The 20,112-nt window shown below is 44.7% G+C and carries 17 protein-coding genes; 16 read left to right on the top strand and 1 reads right to left on the bottom strand.

The annotated features are described in order from the left end of the window. Nucleotides 1–4: 4 nt before the first annotated feature. The 6 genes from ACFP56_RS01360 (at nucleotide 5) to spoVM (ending at nucleotide 5,020) form a co-directional block, all read left to right on the top strand. The gene (locus tag ACFP56_RS01360; RefSeq protein ID WP_379230301.1) at nucleotides 5–763 is read left to right on the top strand and encodes a Stp1/IreP family PP2C-type Ser/Thr phosphatase; all 759 of its coding nucleotides are present in this window, start codon (nucleotides 5–7) and stop codon (nucleotides 761–763) included. Further along, complete coding sequence (gene pknB, locus ACFP56_RS01355) at nucleotides 763–2,922, top strand: Stk1 family PASTA domain-containing Ser/Thr kinase (RefSeq protein ID WP_379231737.1); 2,160 nt, start codon at nucleotides 763–765, stop codon at nucleotides 2,920–2,922. The genes ACFP56_RS01360 and pknB overlap by 1 nt, the downstream gene beginning before the upstream one ends. Nucleotides 2,923–2,947: 25 nt before the next feature. After that, nucleotides 2,948–3,868 (top strand): ribosome small subunit-dependent GTPase A, encoded by a 921-nt coding sequence (rsgA, locus tag ACFP56_RS01350; protein WP_379231735.1) that lies wholly within the window; start codon nucleotides 2,948–2,950, stop codon nucleotides 3,866–3,868. Nucleotides 3,869–3,873: 5 nt separating this feature from the next. After that, nucleotides 3,874–4,518, top strand: a complete 645-nt coding sequence (gene rpe / locus ACFP56_RS01345) for a ribulose-phosphate 3-epimerase (protein WP_379230299.1) — start codon at nucleotides 3,874–3,876, stop codon at nucleotides 4,516–4,518. Between the two features lie 21 nt (nucleotides 4,519–4,539). Then, a complete protein-coding gene (locus ACFP56_RS01340; protein WP_379230296.1) occupies nucleotides 4,540–4,821 on the top strand; it encodes a hypothetical protein in 282 nt (93 codons plus the stop codon). Between the two features lie 118 nt (nucleotides 4,822–4,939). Further along, the gene (gene spoVM / locus ACFP56_RS01335; RefSeq protein WP_123039970.1) at nucleotides 4,940–5,020 is read left to right on the top strand and encodes a stage V sporulation protein SpoVM; all 81 of its coding nucleotides are present in this window, start codon (nucleotides 4,940–4,942) and stop codon (nucleotides 5,018–5,020) included. Nucleotides 5,021–5,111: 91 nt separating this feature from the next. Here the strand turns inward: spoVM and rpmB are convergent, their stop codons facing one another. Continuing rightward, nucleotides 5,112–5,300 carry a 50S ribosomal protein L28 gene (gene rpmB, locus ACFP56_RS01330; RefSeq protein WP_379230294.1) on the bottom strand — a complete coding sequence of 63 codons (189 nt, stop codon included), beginning with the start codon at nucleotides 5,298–5,300 and terminating at the stop codon, nucleotides 5,112–5,114. A 256-nt stretch (nucleotides 5,301–5,556) separates the two neighbouring features. Here rpmB and ACFP56_RS01325 point away from each other — a divergent pair, with 256 nt between their 5' ends. From ACFP56_RS01325 to ACFP56_RS01280, 10 genes are all read left to right on the top strand, one after another. Further along, complete coding sequence (locus tag ACFP56_RS01325) at nucleotides 5,557–5,916, top strand: Asp23/Gls24 family envelope stress response protein (RefSeq protein ID WP_379230292.1); 360 nt, start codon at nucleotides 5,557–5,559, stop codon at nucleotides 5,914–5,916. A gap of 17 nt (nucleotides 5,917–5,933) precedes the next feature. Then, a complete protein-coding gene (locus tag ACFP56_RS01320; protein WP_379230290.1) occupies nucleotides 5,934–7,670 on the top strand; it encodes a DAK2 domain-containing protein in 1,737 nt (578 codons plus the stop codon). 35 nt (nucleotides 7,671–7,705) lie between these two features. Beyond that, nucleotides 7,706–8,563, top strand: coding sequence for a DegV family protein (locus ACFP56_RS01315; RefSeq protein WP_379230287.1), 858 nt, complete (start codon nucleotides 7,706–7,708; stop codon nucleotides 8,561–8,563). Nucleotides 8,564–8,571: 8 nt separating this feature from the next. Next, nucleotides 8,572–10,629 carry an ATP-dependent DNA helicase RecG gene (recG, locus tag ACFP56_RS01310; RefSeq protein ID WP_379230285.1) on the top strand — a complete coding sequence of 686 codons (2,058 nt, stop codon included), beginning with the start codon at nucleotides 8,572–8,574 and terminating at the stop codon, nucleotides 10,627–10,629. 70 nt (nucleotides 10,630–10,699) lie between these two features. Continuing rightward, nucleotides 10,700–10,987, top strand: coding sequence for a stage VI sporulation protein F (locus ACFP56_RS01305; protein WP_379230283.1), 288 nt, complete (start codon nucleotides 10,700–10,702; stop codon nucleotides 10,985–10,987). Nucleotides 10,988–11,314: 327 nt separating this feature from the next. Then, nucleotides 11,315–12,664: an ABC transporter substrate-binding protein gene (locus tag ACFP56_RS01300; protein ID WP_379230280.1), complete on the top strand. Its 1,350-nt coding sequence runs from the start codon at nucleotides 11,315–11,317 to the stop codon at nucleotides 12,662–12,664. A gap of 15 nt (nucleotides 12,665–12,679) precedes the next feature. Next, entirely contained in the window at nucleotides 12,680–14,464 is a 1,785-nt protein-coding gene (locus ACFP56_RS01295) for a cache domain-containing sensor histidine kinase (protein WP_379230278.1), read from the top strand. Between the two features lie 7 nt (nucleotides 14,465–14,471). Next, complete coding sequence (locus tag ACFP56_RS01290) at nucleotides 14,472–16,106, top strand: response regulator transcription factor (protein WP_379230275.1); 1,635 nt, start codon at nucleotides 14,472–14,474, stop codon at nucleotides 16,104–16,106. 251 nt (nucleotides 16,107–16,357) lie between these two features. Then, nucleotides 16,358–19,213: an extracellular solute-binding protein gene (locus ACFP56_RS01285; protein ID WP_379230273.1), complete on the top strand. Its 2,856-nt coding sequence runs from the start codon at nucleotides 16,358–16,360 to the stop codon at nucleotides 19,211–19,213. After that, nucleotides 19,210–20,109 (top strand): carbohydrate ABC transporter permease, encoded by a 900-nt coding sequence (locus tag ACFP56_RS01280; RefSeq protein WP_379230271.1) that lies wholly within the window; start codon nucleotides 19,210–19,212, stop codon nucleotides 20,107–20,109. The genes ACFP56_RS01285 and ACFP56_RS01280 overlap by 4 nt, the downstream gene beginning before the upstream one ends. Nucleotides 20,110–20,112 lie beyond the last annotated feature (3 nt).

Raw genomic sequence — 20,112 nt, 5'->3', positions numbered from 1 at the left:
GTTAATGGTTAATCGCAGTGATATAGGAAGAATCCGTCAGGTTAATGAGGATTCGGCTTTAACGGGTTTAATCAATGATCATATGGCATTCGCCATTGTGGCTGATGGCATGGGAGGTCATCAGGCTGGTGATGTTGCGAGTCAAGTTGCAGTGGAAGCCTTTCAACGGGTGCTGCAGCAGCATGTCGAGATCGCCAATTGGACAGCAGAGGATGCAAAGCGCTTAATGCGTATCGCGATTCGTCAGGCCAATGACGAAATCTATCATTTAGCCAAGCAGCTCACGCAGTATCATAATATGGGCACCACGATTGTGGCTGCCCTTATCATTGATTCGCTTGTTATAATCGGACATGTTGGGGATAGCAGAGCCTATCGAATCAACGCCGAGCAGCTGGAGCAGCTTACAGAGGATCACTCCTTGGTAAATGCCCTGGTGCAATCCGGGCAGCTTACTGCAGAAGAGGCCGAGCACCATCCGCGTAAAAATGTGCTTACACGCGCAATTGGCACGGATGATGATGTGGATATTGATGTGCGCATACTGGAGTGGAATAAGCAGGATCTGCTGCTTCTGTGCAGCGATGGTCTTAGCAATCGCGTAACTGAGGAGAATCTGCATCAAGTCGTTGTATCTTCTCTACCGTTATCTGAGCGTGCTGATCAATTGATTGAATTGGCATTGCAGGCTGGCGGGGACGATAATATTACACTTGTATTGTGTGATATGAACGATAGTCCCGACCGAAGGGAGGATACATGATGATAGGACATGATTTGGCTGGTCGCTATGAGATTATATCTCGTATTGGCGGTGGCGGCATGGCTTTGGTATATAAAGCGCATGATGTGCTGCTCAATCGAAAAGTAGCGGTTAAAGTACTTCGCCAGCAGTTTGTTAACGACGAGGAATTTATTAGCCGCTTTCGAAGAGAGGCACAAAATGCGGCTGCATTGTCTCATCCAAATGTTGTTAGCATTTATGATGTGGGACAAGAAGAAGATATTCACTATATTGTAATGGAGTATGTCGAAGGACATAATCTCAATGAAATTATTGTTGAGCGCGCTCCTCTTCAGATTGAAGAAGCGGTTCATGTCGCTCAGCAAATTTGTGATGCGCTTGATCACGCACATGCTAACCATATTATTCATCGTGATATTAAACCGCATAACATATTGATTGGTAATAATGGCCGAGTGAAGGTGACAGATTTCGGGATTGCCCGTGCTGCAACCTCTTCCAAAATTACACATACAGGTTCTGTTGTAGGTTCAGTTCATTATTTTTCACCAGAGCATGCAAAAGGTGTAAATACAGGCGAGAAATCGGACTTATATTCTTTAGGTATTGTTTTGTATCAAATGGTAACTGGCAATCTTCCGTTTTTTGGGGAAAGTCCGATCAGCATTGCGCTTAAGCATTTGCAGGATGATTTTGAAGAGCCGCGTGTCGTTAATTCGCATATTCCACAATCAGTGGAGAATATTATTCTAAAGTCGATGCGCAAAAATCCGAACGAGCGCTATGAGTCTGCACGTGCTATGATGTCAGACTTAGAAACATGCTTGCAGCCGCATCGATTATATGAACCGAAAATTACGTTTACTGAAGATGTTGATTTGCAGGAAACGAAGGTTATGCCTGCGATTCGCAGCTCAGCACTTCATACGGATATGAATACAGGGACTGTCAACAGCACCGCTTCTGCTCGGTTAAGCGATACTGGGTCGGTAATGATGCATACTGGTCGTTTAACGGAGGAAGAATCAGAGAAGGCAGCAGGAGGCTGGAAAAAACCGCTTTATGTTGTGCTGATTACGCTAGTATTTCTAGCGGCACTGCTATGGGGCTTTTTCAAGCTGCTTGATACGTTTAAGACGGAGGACGTTGACATTCCATACGTGGTTGACTTGACTGAGGAGGAAGCACGTAAAAAGCTTGCAGAGGCTGGTCTAAACGTTACGGAGCCAGTTACAAGAGAGACAAGCAAGCATGTGCCTAAGGACAAAGTCATAGCACAATCGAAAATGAATATGAAGGTGAAGGAAGGCTCGTTTATTGAGCTGACCATTAGTGCAGGACCTGAATTAAAGGAGCTGCCGAGCTATATCGGTTCGATGAAGCAGCAAACGATTAATGCACTAATTGATCTAGGTATTCAAGAAGACCAGCTTAACTTCACGGAGGTGTTCGATGAGGCGCCTGCTGGTACGATCCTGCAGCAAACTCCGCCTGCTGGAGAAGAAATTAACCCGGATGATGTCCAGATCAGCTTCACTGTAAGCAAGGGGCTGGAAACGGTTGATATGCCAGACTTGACGGACGCCCGCTTGAAGGATGCTAAAGTGCTTCTGCAGTCTCTTGGTCTTGTGCTGGAGGAGCAGGATATTACGTATGAGCCAAGCTACTTGTATGCGAAGGATCATATTATTAGTCAGGGTAATGCCCAGCCTAATGAAAAGGTTGAAAAGGGCTCGAAGGTAACTGTTAAAGTAAGCTCGGGCTATCCAAGCGATGCTAAAAGCTATCAGTTTAATGTGAAAATCTCGCCTGCGATTATTGGTACAGCTAGCGAAGTGAGGATTTATTACTCTGATGCGCGCGGCGAAAATATGGAGCTTGAATCGCGGACCATCACAAGCACCGTTGATATTCCGGTTATGCTTGTGCTTGATCCGGAAACAGAAGCTAAAGTTTCTGTCCACCGTGACGGAACATTTATGGATATTGTCTCTATCAAATATAGAGATATTGCGCAGGGTCCTCATGAAATGATCATTCCTGGTCAAGAGCCTGACCCTACACCACCCCCGACGCCTGAACATGAGTTCTTTCATGGCGGCGAGCATGACAATGATATGGAGGCATTTAACAACGATGAGCAAAGCGATCAACCGGCGAACAAAACAGAAGAATGAGGAAGTGCTGCCAGATTCTTCAGCGATGCTTCCAGGTGTGATTGTAAAAGCTTTGAGTGGGTACTATTATGTGCAGCCACAAGATGATCGATCTCCTTCTAGCACGGTGCAATGCCGTGCTAGAGGAGTATTTAAAAAGAAGGGCCTGTCGCCGCTAGTCGGTGACGAGGTCTATTTTGTACATACAGAAAATGGCGAAGGGACGGTTGTCGAGCTGCTTCAGCGCTCTACTGAGCTGATACGTCCGCCGGTCGCTAATGTTGATTTGGCGGTGCTTGTATTTTCAGTCGTTGAGCCATCTCTTAACTTACAGTTGTTGGACAAGTTCCTTGTACATATTGAACATGCGGGCATTAAGCCGCTGCTTTGCTTGAGCAAGCAGGATTTCGCTGAAAGCGCTCAGTCTCCAGAATTAAAAGAGGAAGCGCTAAGGGCGATGGAGGCGGTTAAGCGCATTTATGGAAAGCTTGGCTACGAAATATATAGTACAAGCTCTGTGGAGCGTGAAGGAATTGAAGCTCTGCATGAGCGCTTAAAGGGACATGTAGCAGTTTTTGCGGGGCAGTCAGGCGTTGGCAAGTCCTCCTTGCTTAATGCGCTCGTTCCAGGTCTAACACTGGAAACGAATGAAATCAGCAACAAGCTAGGACGCGGAAAGCATACGACACGCCACGTTGAGCTGATCGATATCGGTGGAGGATATGTAGCCGATACTCCGGGCTTCAGTCAGCTTGATTTTTCTGAGCTGGGCATTTCTGATTTGTCCTATGGCTTTATTGAAATGCGCGAGCTTTCCGTTGACTGTAAGTTTAGAGGCTGCATGCATGTGCAGGAGCCAGGCTGTGCTGTCCTTGATGCCTTGGAAAACGGCGAAATCGAATCAAGCAGACATGAACATTATCTAGCCTTTGTTGAAGAGCTAAAAGAACAAAAACGGAGGTACTAACTGATATGACGATTATTGCACCATCCATACTATCCGCTGATTTTTCACAGCTTGGGGCGGAGATTCAATCTATAGAAAAGGCCGGAGCCGATTGGGTACACATAGATGTAATGGACGGACATTTTGTTCCTAACCTTACGTTTGGTCCACCCGTGATTCAGGCGGTTCGTTCGACGACGAAGCTGCCTTTTGATGTGCATCTGATGATTGAGCGCCCAGAGCTTTCCTTACATGATTATATTGCTGCTGGCGCTGATCGCATTACGATTCACTTGGAAGCCTGCTCACATCTTCATCGCACCATCTATTCGATTAAGGAAAAGGGGCTGCCGGTTGGCGTAGCGCTTAACCCTGCTACGCCTGTGTCGCTGCTTGCGCCTGTGCTCGAGGATATCGACATGGTGCTTATTATGACGGTAAACCCAGGCTTTGGCGGTCAGTCGTTTATTCCTTATTCAGTAACGAAGCTTAAGGAGCTGCGCAGCATGCTTGAGGCTCGTTCCCTGTCACATGTCGATGTACAGGTAGATGGCGGCATTAATGCACAGACAGCTGCCCTAGTGCGTGAAGCAGGGGCCAATGTGCTTGTTGCCGGCAACGCTGTCTTCAACGCTCCTGATCGCGCTGAAGCCATTTCTGTGCTGCGCTAATTAAAGGGGGAGTCCATAGTTATGAAGGTTAACGCTTCGACTGTGTTTTGGGTGCTGCTCTATGCTGTAATGGCAGGAGGCTCGCTGGCATTATTCTCGCTCATCACAGCATTTGTGAAATACTTATTTTCTTTGCTGGCTATTTATATAGGGATTCGTTTTTTTCGCCGTTATGAAACAATCGGCTTGCGAATCACCTTCATCGCACTGGCGATTGTTATGTATTTTTTAATTGTTGTTATTATTGCTTCGATTCAATTTATTGTTGACAATCCTGATTTGTTTCAAGCTGCTGCGTTATAATAAAGTTTATTCTCTTTGGGCGAGTGTTGGTCTACGATTTCGAATTTCTGCATAATATGGTTTACAAGAGTGGGGATTTGAGCAGGTGGATCACTGCGCGTTTCAAGGAGGGATGGGCATGAAATTTTATACGATTAAGCTGCCGAAATTTCTAGGTGGGTTTGTCAAAGCGTTACTTAATACATTTCAAAAAAATTAATATCATAACTGACAGCTAAGAATATGGACTCGTCCAGTTAACAGTACAAAAAAAGCACCTGAATGATCAGGTGCTTTTGTCTATGGTAAAATTACACGCGTGTGATTTTACCAGATTTCAATGCGCGAGCACTAACGTATACACGTTTTGGCTTACCATCAACTAAGATACGAACCTTTTGTACGTTAACTCCCCAAGTACGGCGAGTCGCGTTGTTCGCGTGAGATACATTGTTACCTCTTTTAGGCGCTTTGCCTGTTACGAAACATTTGCGGGACATAAAAACACCTCCTTCACGAATTATGAGCGATGATAGCTTAACCGTTCATAGCACGAACAATATAGTAGCCATGCTTACTTTTCATTTTTTATATCATTACAAATATAAACACGCCTAAATATCGTAACATAAAGTTTGGCGGGGTTCAACCTTATTCTGGCGTTATTTAAGGGAAATTTCACAATTCTCTTCAATAAAGCTTAAGTTTATAGTACAATGGAATTCAGTCCATAATATAGGGCAAGGAGTGAGTAGTATGCCGATACAATTAAGCAATGAGTTTGGTCGCATTGATGTTTCGGATAGTTGTGTAGCTACAATTGCTGGTTTTGCTGCTTTAGAATGTTATGGGCTAGTTGGTATGGCATCACGAAACGGACTTAAGGATGGAATCGCAGTGCTTCTCGGTCGAGACAACTTGACTAAGGGTGTTGAAATAACGCAAGTTCAAGATGGCGTAAACATCGATCTTTACATTGTAGTAAGTTACGGAACGAAAATATCTGAAGTAGCCAATAATATACGATCTAAAGTAACGTATGTGCTTAATGATGTGATTGGCCTTGAAGTCAACGAAGTCAATATTTTCGTTCAGGATGTAAGGGTATCTACTTAGTAGGAAGGGGAATTTCTTTGGGTAAGCGAGCAATTAACGGATCTGATTTTGCGCAAATGGCATTATTAGGCGCCGACTTACTAAAGCGTAATGCCGAAATGGTAAACGCACTAAATGTATTTCCAGTACCGGATGGCGACACGGGAACGAATATGAATCTAACAATGACCTCTGGTATTACAGAGTTGAAAATCAAACAATCTGAGCATTTGGGTAAAACTGCGGAAGCGTTGTCAAAAGGGCTGTTGATGGGGGCTCGCGGCAATTCGGGCGTTATTTTGTCACAGCTGTTCAGAGGCTTCTCCAAGTCTTTGGCGAATTTGGAGCAAGCTACAGCAATGGATATTGCGGCTGCACTGCAGCATGGCGTCGATATGGCGTATAAGGCGGTTGTAAAGCCGGTTGAGGGGACAATTCTAACAGTTGCGAAGGAAGCTGCGCGACACGCTGTTCAATTTGCAAGACGCAATACTGAAGTGTTGGAGCTGATGGAAGAAGTATTGTTCCGAGCTAACGAAGCGTTGCAAAAAACACCGGATCTATTGCCTGTATTAAAACAAGTGGGCGTAGTAGATTCAGGTGGTCAGGGACTCGTATTTATTTATGAAGGCTTTGTCCAATCCTTATCAGGCTCGAAGGTTGAACAGCCGTATGAAATTTCTTCTGCTCCTGCTCCCGTTGCAGTGAAGCACGCAGAGCCATCGTCTGCTCAAGCTAAGCTAGAAACTTTAGATATTGAGTTCTTTTATGATATGGAATTTTTTATCAAACGCAACGTGTCGGAAAATTCCGTGGCAGTGTTTGATGAATCCGCTTACAAGAAAGCATTATCTAAGGATGGAGATTCAATTCTAGTCATTACAGATGATGATATTATTAAAGTACATGTTCATTCCCGCAAGCCGGGTGATGTCTTTAATTTGTCTGTACAATATGGCGAGCTGACGGATATTCATATCCTGAATATGCGTGAGCAGCATCGTGAGCTTCTTCTTGAGGAAGAAAACAGCCACAGCAGTGAGGTGAATCTTGCTTCTGCTGAGCTGCTGGCAGGACAGGCTACTCATAATCGCCCAGCTGAGCACGGCTTTGAACACGCTCCTTATGCTATGATTGCGGTTGCGTTAGGTGAAGGTGTAGCTGAATTGTTCCGCAGCAGTGATGTTGATATTGTACTGTCAGGTGGACAGACGATGAATCCAAGCACAGAGGATTTTGTGAAGGCGATTGAATCGTTGTCGGCAGAGCATATTTTCATATTCCCTAACAACAGCAACATTATTCTGGCGGCTGAACAAGCCGCTCAATTGACAGAGCGTCCCGTTACGGTTATACCTACTAAAACAATTCCGCAAGGTATTGCAGCCGTACTCGCTTTCAAAGAAGACGAAACGCCTGAACGGAACCAGGAGTGGATGGTTTCTGCTGCCAGCTCGGTCATCTCAGGACAAGTGACGAAGGCGGTTCGCGATACAAGCATCGATGGCGTGCAGATTACGGAAGGTCATTATATTGGCTTGAAGGAAAAGTCCATCGTAACGTCCCAGTCGGAGTTGCTTGACGCATGTCAGGAGCTGCTTGCAAGCATGCTTGAGGATGAAGGCGATATTGTTACGGTATTAACAGGAGAAGGGGCGACAGACGAGATTACTTCTGCTCTATGTCAGTGGATCAATGAGCACTATGCAGATTTGGAAATTGATCTGCAATACGGTGGTCAGCCGCTTTACCCGTATGTATTTGCAGTTGAATAAATGAGGTGCAGTACAGAAAGGAGAATGATGACGTTATGGGGAACATTCGAATCGTTACGGACAGTACGGCTGATATTCCAGTTGATGTGCGTGAAAAGTACGGGATCACGATGATTTCACTTAAAGTGCTTTTTGGTGAGGAAACGTATCGTGACGCTGTTGATTTGACACCAGAGGAATTCTATGCACGCTTGAAGACTTCGCCTGTTATGCCGACTACTTCCCAGCCTTCACCGGCTGATTTTGTGGAGGTATATGAAGCTCTGCTGAAGGAGGACCCGACAGGTCCTATTATTTCCTTGCACTTGGCCTCGGTACTTAGCGGTACTTTTCAGTCTGCGACGATTGCCAAGTCGATGATTGAGGTAGAAGGTGCGGATATCCATGTTATTGATTCCTGCTCTGCATCCTATGGTCATGGCATGCAGGTATTGCTAGCCGCGCAGATGGCAGAGGCTGGAGCGTCCGTAGAGGAGATTCTTGCTGCTATTGAGAATCGTCAAAAAAATTACGAGGTATATTTCCTCGTTGACACGCTTGATTATTTGCAAAAGGGTGGGCGAATCGGTAAGGCTGCTGCTATGATCGGATCTTTACTTAATATTAAGCCGATTTTATCGCTTGAACCTAATGGCGCTGTCACCTCTGTAGAAAAGGCAAGAGGCAGTAAAAAGGCGATGGCTAAAATCGTAGAAATGCTTAAGCAGAAGCTTGGTGATGAGCCTGTAGCGCTTATCGTTGCAGGTACGGATGATGAAGCGATTCGCAATGAGCTAGAAGCAAGAGTTACGGCTGAGCTGAATGTGAAGGAAGTACATCATACGACGGTGGGTACAGTTATCGGTACGCATACTGGTCCAGGCACTTCCGCTGTATTCTTATATAAGGTGTGAACGAAGGAATGATCAAACTCGATCATATTCCAGTAACGCAGTTGAAAGGCGTGAGTGCTCTTAAGGAAAAAGAGCTCCACGCCTTTGGCTTATTTACTGTGAATGATGTATTGCTATATTTCCCATTTCGCTATGAAGATTATCGTGTGCGTGACCTGACAGAAGTAAAGCCAGGCGAAAAAGCAACCGTGATCGGCATTGTGCGCGGCGTTCCGATGCTGCAGCGTTACGGTCGCTCCAAATCCCGCCTTACGTGCAAGCTGCAGGTTGGCTTACAGCTCATTACCGCCACTTGGTTCAACCGTCACTATTTGCGTGAGCAGCTAACACTTGATCGAGAGGTGCTGCTGACTGGAAAGTGGGAGCCTTCACGGCTGCAACTCACGGTGTCAGAATCCGAATTTATGGATCAGGCGAAGCCTTCCGGCAAAATGGATACACTTCAGCCAGTCTATTCAGTCGGCGGCAAAATCACGCAGCCCTGGATTCGCAAGTTGATTGCAGCCGTAATTGATCAGTATAGCTCGTTGGTAGAGGAAATTCTTCCTTACTCGCTTGTTGAGAAGTACAAGCTAATGAATCGGGCGGAAGCGATTAAGCTGATTCATCGCCCTGGTGATATGCAAGCTGGCCAGGAAGCGCGCCGTAGAATGGTATATGAAGAGCTGTTTTTGTTTCAGCTGCGGCTTCAGGCTTACCGTGCGCTTTCTCAGCGCAGGCAGTCAGGTATTGCGATGCCATTAAAAAGTGAGTGGATTCGGGAATTTGCTGCGACGCTGCCCTTCGAGCTGACAGATGGTCAGAAGAAGGCGATTAATGAGATTTCGGTCGATATGCGGCGCAATTACAGCATGAATCGCTTGCTGCAGGGGGATGTCGGCTCCGGTAAAACGGTTGTAGCTGCAATTGCCTTGTATAGTGCTGTTCGTGCAGGCTATCAGGGAGCGCTGATGGTGCCTACAGAAATACTAGCCGAGCAGCATATGAAAAGCCTAACTCGCCTTTTTGAGCATACGAATATGTCCATTCGACTTCTTACAGGCAGTATTTCTGAACGCAAGCGCAGAGATATGCTGGCAGAGCTGCAAATGGGGCTAGTAGACATTGTCGTTGGAACACATGCGCTTATTCAAGAGGATGTGTATTTCAATAAGCTCGGTCTAGTTGTTGTCGATGAACAGCATCGCTTTGGCGTGAATCAGCGCAGCATACTGCGGCGCAAGGGCATCCATCCTGATGTGTTGACAATGACTGCTACGCCGATTCCGCGGACACTTGCGATTACAGCGTTTGGCGATATGGACGTGTCAACCATTCGCGAGCGCCCGAAGGGACGTAAGCCGATCGAGACCTACTGGCTAAAATCTCAGTCTGTTGATCGTGCCTTGCAATTTATTCGCAAGCAGATTGCGGAAGGAAGGCAAGCTTATGTCATCTGTCCGCTCATTGAGGAATCAGACAAGCTCGATGTGCAAAATGCACTGGAGGTTCATGCGATGATTCAGGCAGCGTTTCCTGATTTGAAGGTTGGTCTGCTGCATGGCCGCATGAATACTGCTGAAAAGGATCAAGCAATGGGAAGCTTCGCAGCTAATGAGTCGCAGGTGCTTGTAGCGACGACTGTTGTTGAAGTAGGGGTGGACGTGCCGAATGCTACGGTCATTATGATTATGGATGCTGAACGCTTTGGGCTCTCTCAGCTGCATCAGCTGCGCGGACGCGTAGGACGAGGTGAGCATCAATCCTATTGTATTTTGCTCGCTGATCCGAAATCAGAGGTAGGCCAAGAGCGAATGAAGGTTATGACGGAAACGAATGATGGGTTTGAGGTGGCGCGTCGCGATCTTGAGCTGCGCGGCCCAGGTGAATTTTTTGGTACAAAGCAAAGCGGCTTGCCGGAGTTCAAGCTGGCGGATATGGTTGCTGACTATGAGCTGCTGGAGCAGGCGCGAGAGGATGCTGCTGCAATGGTCGCAACGGAGAGCTTCTGGAAGGATGCTGCTTATGCAAGATTAATAGATTGGCTGCGCCATGACCCATTATTTCAAGGAGAGCAGATAGATTAGTCAAGATTTCCATTGTTTTCGCATATAGTTAACTCATTAGGATAGAGTTGCCTTTGGAGGTGTCTAACGTATGAGTTATCAACGATACGGGATTAGTCCCCAATTTGTTGAGCGTGTGAAGCTGAAAATGAAAAATCCTGCTGTAAAAGAGAAAATTCGCAATTTGCTAGGCAATGTGACAAAGTTTGATCTGCAGGATCGGGCTAAGGTGCGCAAACTGACGCGTTCCTCCGCAGCGATTTTGCAGGAGAAGCTGACGGAAACACAAGAAGAGCAAATTATTAATTTTGTGCTGGCTCAAAAAATTGACCCGAATAATACGCTTCATCTGATTAAACTATGGGGCATGTTCCGATAGGCTGCACACAAGACCAGGCGAAGGCTGTCGTTAATACGATATGCTGAGCCTGGTCTTTTTGCTGTCATAATAAACTACAAGTTAACATTGACAAGAACGTTTTTTTTGTTAATGATCGAATGGTGTATGATGGTTGAAGGCATAGTTAGTATAAAGAAACAGAAAATAATGAAAGTATAACTGTGAATAATTTAAAAGTAATTTATGTATAAACTGGCTATAATATTATGATTAATTAGATCGTTTTTCTCTATAGAACGACGTTCTGTTTGTTTGACTTTAGCGCGGGAGCATATGGTATTAGAGAAATCTCTAAGGGGAGTAGTCATGAGAAGAAATATACAAGCTGTATTGTTATTGTCAGTAGCGATCTTACTATTGCTTATGGGGTGCGAAGGGAAGGGTAGACCAACGAAAGACGAACGAGATACCAGCCCAAAAGATATAAGCTTAGACAATAAAGTAGTAACGCTTACATTTTGGAGGAATTCTGGGAATAAAGCTGAAAATTATGCTTATGAATCGCTTATACTTGAGTTTATGGAAAAACATCCAAATATAAGGATAGATATGATGCCATTTCCTTATGCCGACTATGATACAAAGCTAAGGACAGCAGTTGCCACAGGTAACCCTCCTGATATCATGGCTATTGACGCTCCGAGCTTGGCTTCATACGCACAAGCGGGGGCGCTCATGCCATTAACAGAGCATTATCGTACTGATGGAAATTTGCATGATATCCCTACATCCACGATGGAAGGATATACGTATCGTAACGATATTTATTTAGCCCCATTGACGGAGTCGTCAATTGCCATGTTTTATAACATTAAAATGTTTGAGAAAGCAGGCTTATCGCTTCCTTCGTCTGATCCTAATGAAGCATGGACCTGGGAGCAGGTACTTGAGGCTGCAACTAAAATTAATGATCCCGATGAAGGGGTTTATGGAATTGATCCTGCGCAAGGCTTCCAAAATGCGGGTGCAACGGCTTATTTCAAATACCCGATTATATGGCAATTCGGTGGAGATGTCATGAATGAAGAAGGAACTTCAGCTCGCGGGGCATTGGATTCTCCTGAAACGAAACAAGCGCTCACCTTCTATTCAGAACTGTTCACTAAGCATAAAGTAGCAGCATTTGAATATCCGCTTGATGCATTCCCTAATCGTAAGCTTGGTATTACAATCGATGGTACATGGACGCTGGCACATATCGCAGAGAATTATCCTGAATTTAAGCTGGGTGTCGATTTTGGGGTTGCTCCTTTGCCAAAGGGCACACGACAAGCGGTAGCGAACGGAAGTTGGGCTCTCGGCATTTCTGCAAAAACTGAGTTTGCAAATGAAGCATGGACGTTCGTCAACTGGATGACCAGCTACGAGGGTTTGATGATTTATAGCAGGATTACGGGTGATATTCCAGTTCGTTATTCGGTAGCGAAGCAATTCGAAAAGCTGAACGAATATCCACTTAATATTTTTGTTGTACAAAATCAGAAATATGGAAGGCCGCGCCCGATTACTCCGATTTTTCCGCAAATGGCGGAGGCTGTTAAGGATCTATTCGAGGATGTTACACTGCAACAAAGAAATGTGGATGATGCAGTGGAGGAGGCAATTATTCGCATCGACAAGGCTTATGTAGACTCTCAGAGGTTGAGTTTGCAATAAGAAAGGAGAAACCGAATGCTATTTTCACTTAGAAGCAGATTAATGTTTGCTTTTTCCTTGCTGCTCATTATTCCATTTACGGCACTCGTTTTTCTGTTTAGTGAAGAGTCTTCACAAGTGATTAGAACCTCTATCGAAACATCAACTTCCCAAACGATCGAGCAATTTGGATCACATCTAACGACTTTTTTACAGCAGGTAGAGGAGGTTGGTAATCAGGTTATGAGTAATAGTGTGACACAAGCCTGGCTTACAACAGGGATGAATCCTGATAGTTCAATGGAGGACCGTCTTGTAACGAAGCAGAGACAGGTTGACTATATCTCATCCTATTCAATTAATAATTCAAATGGTATTTCTATTGGGATATTTTCAGATTTTTCAGGTGGTATTTGGACGCAGGACCGAACCTATGTCAAACAATTATGGTACGAGCAATTTATCGAAGAAGATGAACGATGGACAAGTGCTCATTATGAGCCTGACCAAGCAGATGAATTAATGAAAGTGCGACAGGTCAACAGTTATGTGCTGCCACTCGTGCAGCTTCAATCATTTACTCGCATTGGTGTTATAAAAGTCAATTACCCAACAGCTACTTTGCATGATTCATTGGATAAGATTCGATTTGGAGAAACGGGACGGGCATTTTTATTGAAATCAGATGGAAGCAATGTGCTTAATCAACAGGTAACTAACGCAGAGCTTTCCATTATAAATAATGGTCTTAAAGAGATACAAGAACGCAAGAATGATAAAATGGACGGTTTTTTCTCGGTACTTCATAGTGGAGAAACTTATTTATTGTTTTATCGTTACTTCCCAATCCAAGACTGGTATGTAATAGGAGCTGTACCTGAAAAGGAGCTATTCGTTAAAATTGATACTATACGCCGAACGATGCTGGTAGTTAGTACAGTGCTCGTTGGAGTGGCGATGCTCGTAGCTTTATGGCTTTCGTACGGTATTTCTAGACCGTTAACAGCGATGGCACGTGCAATGAAGCATGTCGAACGTGGTGAATTTGCTGGTGCTTTAGCGATGATGCCAAAAGTCAGGACAGGCCATAGCGAGGTTGGATATGTTACGCGAATATTTGAAAGTATGACGAATCGGCTGCGCTATTTGATAGAGACAGAGTTTGAAACAAATCTTCGCCGTAAAAATGCAGAATATAAGGCGCTGCTGTTGCAAATTAACCCCCATTTTTTTAATAATACATTGGAAATTATTGGTGGACTTGCTGCGATGAAGCGAAATGATGTGGTGATAGATGCAACAGAAGCACTAGGGCAGATGATGCGGTACTCATTGAATTTGAATAGTGATCTGGTCAAGGTAAGAGAAGAAGTAAATTATATTCGTGATTATTTATTTATATTGAAGCTTCGTTACGAGGATCAGCTTGAAGTAACAACCGAAGAAGAAGAACTTGCTAAAGAGTTGCTCATTGCTAAATTTCTATTACAGCCTATTGTGGAGAATGCTGTAAAGTATAGTCTGGAAAAAGGCGGCGTTGCCAAGATTAACATATCTGTTCAGTTGCTAGAAGAGCAATTGATATTGCGAGTAGCCGATAATGGGATAGGGATGAAGCCGGAATTTGTAACGGATTTAATGACTGAATTGAACAGTAATATGTCGATTGATATTTTGAGTAGCGAAGGTCAAAGCATTGGTTTGAGGAATGTGCTGTCTCGCTGTAGAATTTATTATGGAGAGAAGTTCCATATAAAAATTGACTCAAGATTAGGGGAAGGAACAGAAATCGTACTTGGTATTCCAGCGGTGAAAGGGTGAACAAAATATGAATAGCATCTTAATCGTTGATGATGAAATCGGAGTACGCAACAGCATTAAGGCAAAAATAAATTGGAATGAGGCAGGATTCTTCATTGCTGGTGAAGCGGCAAATGGTGCGGAAGCATTGCAGTTGCTGGAATCAGGTATGATGTTCGATGTTATGATGACAGATATACGCATGCCGCAGCTAGATGGTATTGAACTCATAAAAAAGTGCAAGCGGCAGTATCCTGGGCTGAAAATTATTGTTTTATCCGGTTACTCTGATTATGAATATATGCAGGCTGCTATACATGTTGGCGTTAAGGACTATTTACTGAAGCCTGTAGGCAGGCGTGAGCTTTTGGAATTGCTGCAAAAGCTATCGGCTGAGCTGCAGAGCGAGCAATCGGATGTGGCGCAGCAACAAATCGAGCAAGCACAACGCGTACAGCAGCTGCAATTAGCACGAGAAGCATTGCTGCTTCGGCTTGCAAAGGAAGAGAGCTCGGGGTTGCTAGCTGTGAAGGAGCGGATCATACAGCTTGGACTGTCACATTTATTAGAACTTGGAGAGCAACACCAAGCGCGCTTTATGACGGTGGAGATGAGAGTTCCTGCTGGGCGGCTCGATGGCAATGATCAGCATATGGACTTGCTTCGTCTAGCATTTGCGATGCTGTGTCGAGAAATCGCTGAGAAGATTGATGGAGTACTGCCATTTTACGATGCAAGCCATCCTACAATGATTCATTTTATCATTATAGAAGAGGTAGATGAGGCAGGAGTAGCATTAGAACCGAACGCTAAGCAGTTTGCTTCAGTCATTCGAAACAATATTTCTCATTATCTCAAGCTGGAGTGCGTTATCGGTTTGGGAGAGCCTATCAGTGATGTGCTGCAATTTAAGAATGGATTCTCGTCCTCTATGCTGTCTTGGAGCAGAAGTACGATGGGTGCCGTAGATAGTAAGAAAACAGGCGATCTACACAGTATGATGAACGTATTTACACCGGAGCTTGAGCGACAGTTGACGATTGCTTTAGAAAATGGAGATCGTGCCGCTTTTTCCACATATATGTTGCGCATCTTTCCACGTAATGTTGATTACGCGATGTTTTCTTTTACATTTATGGCAACACGGCTGTTGCTGCTGCTTCATGCCATAGCCAAAAAGTACGATGATGGCTCAGTCGATGATACACTGCAAAAGCGGCTCTGGGATTGTCAAATGACGATTGGAGATTTTCAATCTCGGGAAGCCGTCGCTTCCCATCTACAAGATCTTGGTCAGCTTGTAATGGATGCAGCAGTGAAAGCTCGCAGTGGAAGCTTTGGTTCGGTTGCTGCAGCTGTACAAAAATATGTAGATGAAAACTATACGTATGAGCTGACGTTGACAGGGCTTGCGGAGATGTTTTATGTAAATGAAACATACTTGTCAGGACTGTTCAAGCAGCATGCAGGGGTGACTTTTTCCGACTACGTGACGAGACTGCGTATGAATAAGGCAGGGGAGCTGTTGCGCAACAGTGACTTAAAGCTGACCGATATTGCGATGCTAGTCGGAATATCGAGCTCCAGTTACTTTAGCACCTCGTTCAAAAAGTTTTACGGAATGAGTCCGAAGGAATATCGAGAAAAGCACAAGTCAACTTAACACAGCGTTCAGTGCTTTTCTATTATTAAAGGAGAAGGAGGCTGTTGAAAAATTCAGCTATACAAATACATTAGCAATTAAGCATTGGGCCTTGCGGCTTGATGCTTTTTTTATTTTTCGTTTGCTTATATACGTGGCATTGCCTAAAAACTTTAAAACTCAACACCTAAGAATAATGAAATTAGTTGTCGCACCGATTTGTTATTCTTTTGCTACAGCACATTATGAAATAAGGAACGTGGGGGTTGGCCGTGAAAAAAGGAATCTGGTTTTATACGGTGTTGCTAACAATGATTGTTGTTATTGCTAGCTTGATTACAATAATTTCTTTTTCAGAGCAAGAAGTTGAGCCAGTACGCTCTTATTCGCTAAGCGATGCAGTTCAGCCGACAGAAGGTACGATTTTAACGGCTGATGCTCTCGTCCAGGGCCAAGACTCCATGCTTGCTGAATGGAAGGGCAGAAAAAACGTTGCAGAGTGGACAGAAGACACCACGCTGCAATGGAATGTAACAGCACCAGCTGCGGGAGAGTATGAACTTTCTATAGGCTACTTTCCATTGCCGGGCAATGGACAACCGATAGAGTTTCTTGTAGAGATCAATGGTGAATCTATAGGCGATTCTCTTGCTCCGTTAAAGCTGAATCGTATTTATCAGGATGAGCAAGGACCGTTGAAGCGCAGCAATGGGAACGAGCTGCGACCGAAACAGCTGGAAGGTGAAGTATGGCTGCATACAACGATCAGAGATTCCAGCGAAACAGGGACAGGAAGTCTTAAGCTTCAGCTGGAGCAAGGAGATAATTCGTTGCGACTGCATAATTTGAGGGAAGCCGCTGTTGTGAATTATATCCAGCTTACGCCAACCAAACCAGCGCCAAGCTATGAGCAGTATGTGAAGGCAGCGACTTCAGATGGCGCAGCACCAGTGAGCGGCAGTACAGCTAAAGATCATCTAATGTTAACGGTTCAAGCAGAGCATGCTTATGCAAAATCAGATGTTGGCTTGTATCCGACAGTAGATCGTACTTCCCCTCTAACGATGCCATACCATCCTTCAGAGCTGCGGATTAATACGATTGGAGCTTCCAATTGGGAAATTCCTGGTCAGTGGATAAGCTGGAAGTTTGAAGTGCCAGAGGACGGTTGGTATAAAATCGGAGCACGCTATCATCAATCGAAAGTTAAAGGTATGTTTGTTTCTCGAAAAATGGAGCTGGACGGGCAATTGTTATTTGACGGCATGGAGGCATTGCGCTTCCCATACTCGCTTAATTGGGCTGTCTATCAATTTGGAGAATCAGAGCAAACTGAGCCATACTTGTTCTACTTAACGAAAGGTGAGCATGAGATCAAGCTGGAGGTGACGCTTGGCGAGCTTGCCGAGCCGATTAATCAATTGCAGGACATCGTGTATGAGCTGAATCAGATTTATCGGAAAATCGTGATGGTTACAGGAACAAATCCCGATCTCTATCGCGATTACGATATCGACAAGAGTATTCCTGAACTGATAGAGCAGTTCCGTGAGCTTTCTAGTCGGATTGATGCGGAAGCCAATCAGCTTGATGCGATGGCAGGGCAGAGTAACACAGGTTCACGCTCGCTGCGAATCCTTGCGAGACAGCTGGATAGCTTCATCGAAAGACCAGACGGTATTCCAAAACGATTGAACAATTACAAGTCCAATGTAACAGCGATTGCCGACTGGCTGTTGACGGTAAAAGTGCAGCCGCTTGAGCTTGATTATTTATACATTGCTTCGCCAGACGTTGACAAGCCTCGGGCAGAAGCGGGGCTAATTGCAAAAGCTGCGCATGAAGTAAGAGCGTTTGCTGGTTCTTTCCTGCAAAACTATGACTCGATGGAGTCAGAAGGAGAAACTGGTGAATCGATTAAAGTGTGGATTGGTCTTGGTCGGGATCAGGCATATGTCCTGAAGCGGATGATTGATGAGTCATTTATTCCAGAGACAGGGATTGGCGTTGATCTCAATCTGGTAGGAACCTCGTTAGTTACTGCGGTAATGGCCGGTCAAGGACCTGATATCAACTTGTTTACAAGCAGAGGCGATGCAATGAATCTTGCATTCCGAGATGCACTTCAGCCACTAGAAAACTATGAAGGCTTTCAGCAGATGCAAGCGCAATACAAGGAAAACGCTTTTGTGCCTTATCAATATGAAGGACATACATTCGGAATTCCTGATGAACAAGAGTTTTTTATGATGTTTTATCGAAAAGATGTGCTCGAAGAGCTTGGCTTGACTCCTCCTCAAACGTGGGAGGACGTCATGAAAACCGCTCCAGTGCTGCAAAACAACAATATGGGGATCGGCTTGCCTTATGAAAATTTGGATGCTTTCCAATTGCTCACAAAAGGTATCGGGGCGCTTAATTTGTTCCCAACGCTGCTGATGCAGTATGACAGCACGGTGTATAACGAGGAGCAGACAGCAACGCGACTAGGTGAACCATCTGCTTATCAAGCGTTCAAGCAATGGACCGATTTTTATAATTTATATGACTACGCGTTGTATAAGGACGATTTGAACCGTTTCCGTACAGGAGAAATGCCGATTATTATTTCTTCTTATCGTCTGTACAATCGTCTTGCAGCGGCAGCTCCGGAAATTGCCGGCACTTGGGATATGATTCCGATTCCTGGAACTATTCAAGCGGATGGCAGCATCAATCGTGCCAGCGGAGCAACGGGCACAGCGAGCATTATGCTGAAGGATACGAAAAATAAGGAAGCAGCCTGGAAGTTTTTGCAATGGTGGAACTCTCCAGAGGTGCAAGCGCAGTTTGTTAATGAATTAGAGAATGAAATGGGTGTGCTCGGTAGAAGATTGCCTGCCAATAACATCTCTGTAGCTTCAACGATGTGGAGCAGAACAGAACAAGCACGTTTGAACGAGCAATGGGAGCAAATTATCGAAATCCCAGAGCTGCCAGGCGGCTACTATACACTGCGCAATATTGATAATGCGTTCCGTGAAGTTGTGTTCCAGAAGCGAAATGCGCGGGAAACCTTGTTCTATTGGAACAAAGATATTAATGAAGAGATTGATCGAAAAAGGTATGAATTCGGGGTGAAGCAATGAAGGACTCGAAGATCCGTACGCTAGGCAAGTACAAGGAAAGCTACCTGCTAATGGCGCCGTATATGATTTTTTTCCTAATGTTTACGATACTGCCAGTCGTCTTGTCGATCGTGCTTGGCTTCACTTATTACAACATGATCGAGCCGCCACGCTTTATCGGATGGTACAACTATATTCGTTTGTTTCTCGATGACGACATTTTTATTATTGCTCTGAAAAACACATTGTTTTTTGCACTGGTAACGGGACCGATCAGCTATATCCTCAGTTTTTTTGTAGCCTGGATGATTAACGATCTATCGAGGACGCTGCGTTCAATTGCAACATCCGTTTTTTATATCCCAACTGTTGTGGGCGCAGCGGTGTTTCCGATGTGGCGGCTGATCTTTAGCCCCGATGAATACGGCTACTTAAATGGGCTGTTGATGGGAATGGGCTTTATTAACGAGCCAGTTGCTTGGCTGCTGGATAAAGAATATGTGCTTGCGATTTTGATTCTTGTGCAGCTATGGATGAGTTTAGGTATTAGCTTTCTTGCATTTGTTGCGGGGCTGCAAACGGTTGATCGCAGCTTGTATGAAGCAGGTGTTATGGATGGCATTAAAAATCGTTTTCAAGAGTTATGGTATATTACGCTTCCATCGATGATTCCGCAGCTTATTTTCGGAGCTGTTATGCAAATTGTTGTTTCATTCAGTGTAGCCGATGTCTCGATTCAGCTTGCCGGTTTCCCGAGTACGGAATATGCGGGGGAAACGATGGTTACCCACATTATGGATTACGGCAGCATTCGCTATGAAATGGGCTATGCCTCAGCAATGGCGGTTGTCCTGTTTTTCTTGATGGTATTTACGAATCGCGTAGTTACGAAGCTGCTGAATAAGGTTGGGATCTAGAAG

It is taken from the genome of Paenibacillus septentrionalis (assembly GCF_042659865.1).
Taxonomy (GTDB): Bacteria; Bacillota; Bacilli; order Paenibacillales; family Paenibacillaceae; genus Pristimantibacillus; species Pristimantibacillus septentrionalis.
The sequence above is the reverse complement of the archived record's forward strand: the minus strand, read 5'-3'. Positions and strand labels throughout refer to the sequence as shown.

Coding starts and splice junctions, on each gene's coding strand:
- ACFP56_RS01360 (WP_379230301.1), top strand. CDS start 5: ATGGTTAATCGCAGTGATATAGGAAGAATCCGTCAGGTTAATGAGGAT.
- pknB (WP_379231737.1), top strand. CDS start 763: ATGATAGGACATGATTTGGCTGGTCGCTATGAGATTATATCTCGTATT.
- rsgA (WP_379231735.1), top strand. CDS start 2,948: ATGCTTCCAGGTGTGATTGTAAAAGCTTTGAGTGGGTACTATTATGTG.
- rpe (WP_379230299.1), top strand. CDS start 3,874: ATGACGATTATTGCACCATCCATACTATCCGCTGATTTTTCACAGCTT.
- ACFP56_RS01340 (WP_379230296.1), top strand. CDS start 4,540: ATGAAGGTTAACGCTTCGACTGTGTTTTGGGTGCTGCTCTATGCTGTA.
- spoVM (WP_123039970.1), top strand. CDS start 4,940: ATGAAATTTTATACGATTAAGCTGCCGAAATTTCTAGGTGGGTTTGTC.
- rpmB (WP_379230294.1), bottom strand. CDS start 5,300: ATGTCCCGCAAATGTTTCGTAACAGGCAAAGCGCCTAAAAGAGGTAAC.
- ACFP56_RS01325 (WP_379230292.1), top strand. CDS start 5,557: ATGCCGATACAATTAAGCAATGAGTTTGGTCGCATTGATGTTTCGGAT.
- ACFP56_RS01315 (WP_379230287.1), top strand. CDS start 7,706: ATGGGGAACATTCGAATCGTTACGGACAGTACGGCTGATATTCCAGTT.
- recG (WP_379230285.1), top strand. CDS start 8,572: ATGATCAAACTCGATCATATTCCAGTAACGCAGTTGAAAGGCGTGAGT.
- ACFP56_RS01305 (WP_379230283.1), top strand. CDS start 10,700: ATGAGTTATCAACGATACGGGATTAGTCCCCAATTTGTTGAGCGTGTG.
- ACFP56_RS01300 (WP_379230280.1), top strand. CDS start 11,315: ATGAGAAGAAATATACAAGCTGTATTGTTATTGTCAGTAGCGATCTTA.
- ACFP56_RS01295 (WP_379230278.1), top strand. CDS start 12,680: ATGCTATTTTCACTTAGAAGCAGATTAATGTTTGCTTTTTCCTTGCTG.
- ACFP56_RS01290 (WP_379230275.1), top strand. CDS start 14,472: ATGAATAGCATCTTAATCGTTGATGATGAAATCGGAGTACGCAACAGC.
- ACFP56_RS01280 (WP_379230271.1), top strand. CDS start 19,210: ATGAAGGACTCGAAGATCCGTACGCTAGGCAAGTACAAGGAAAGCTAC.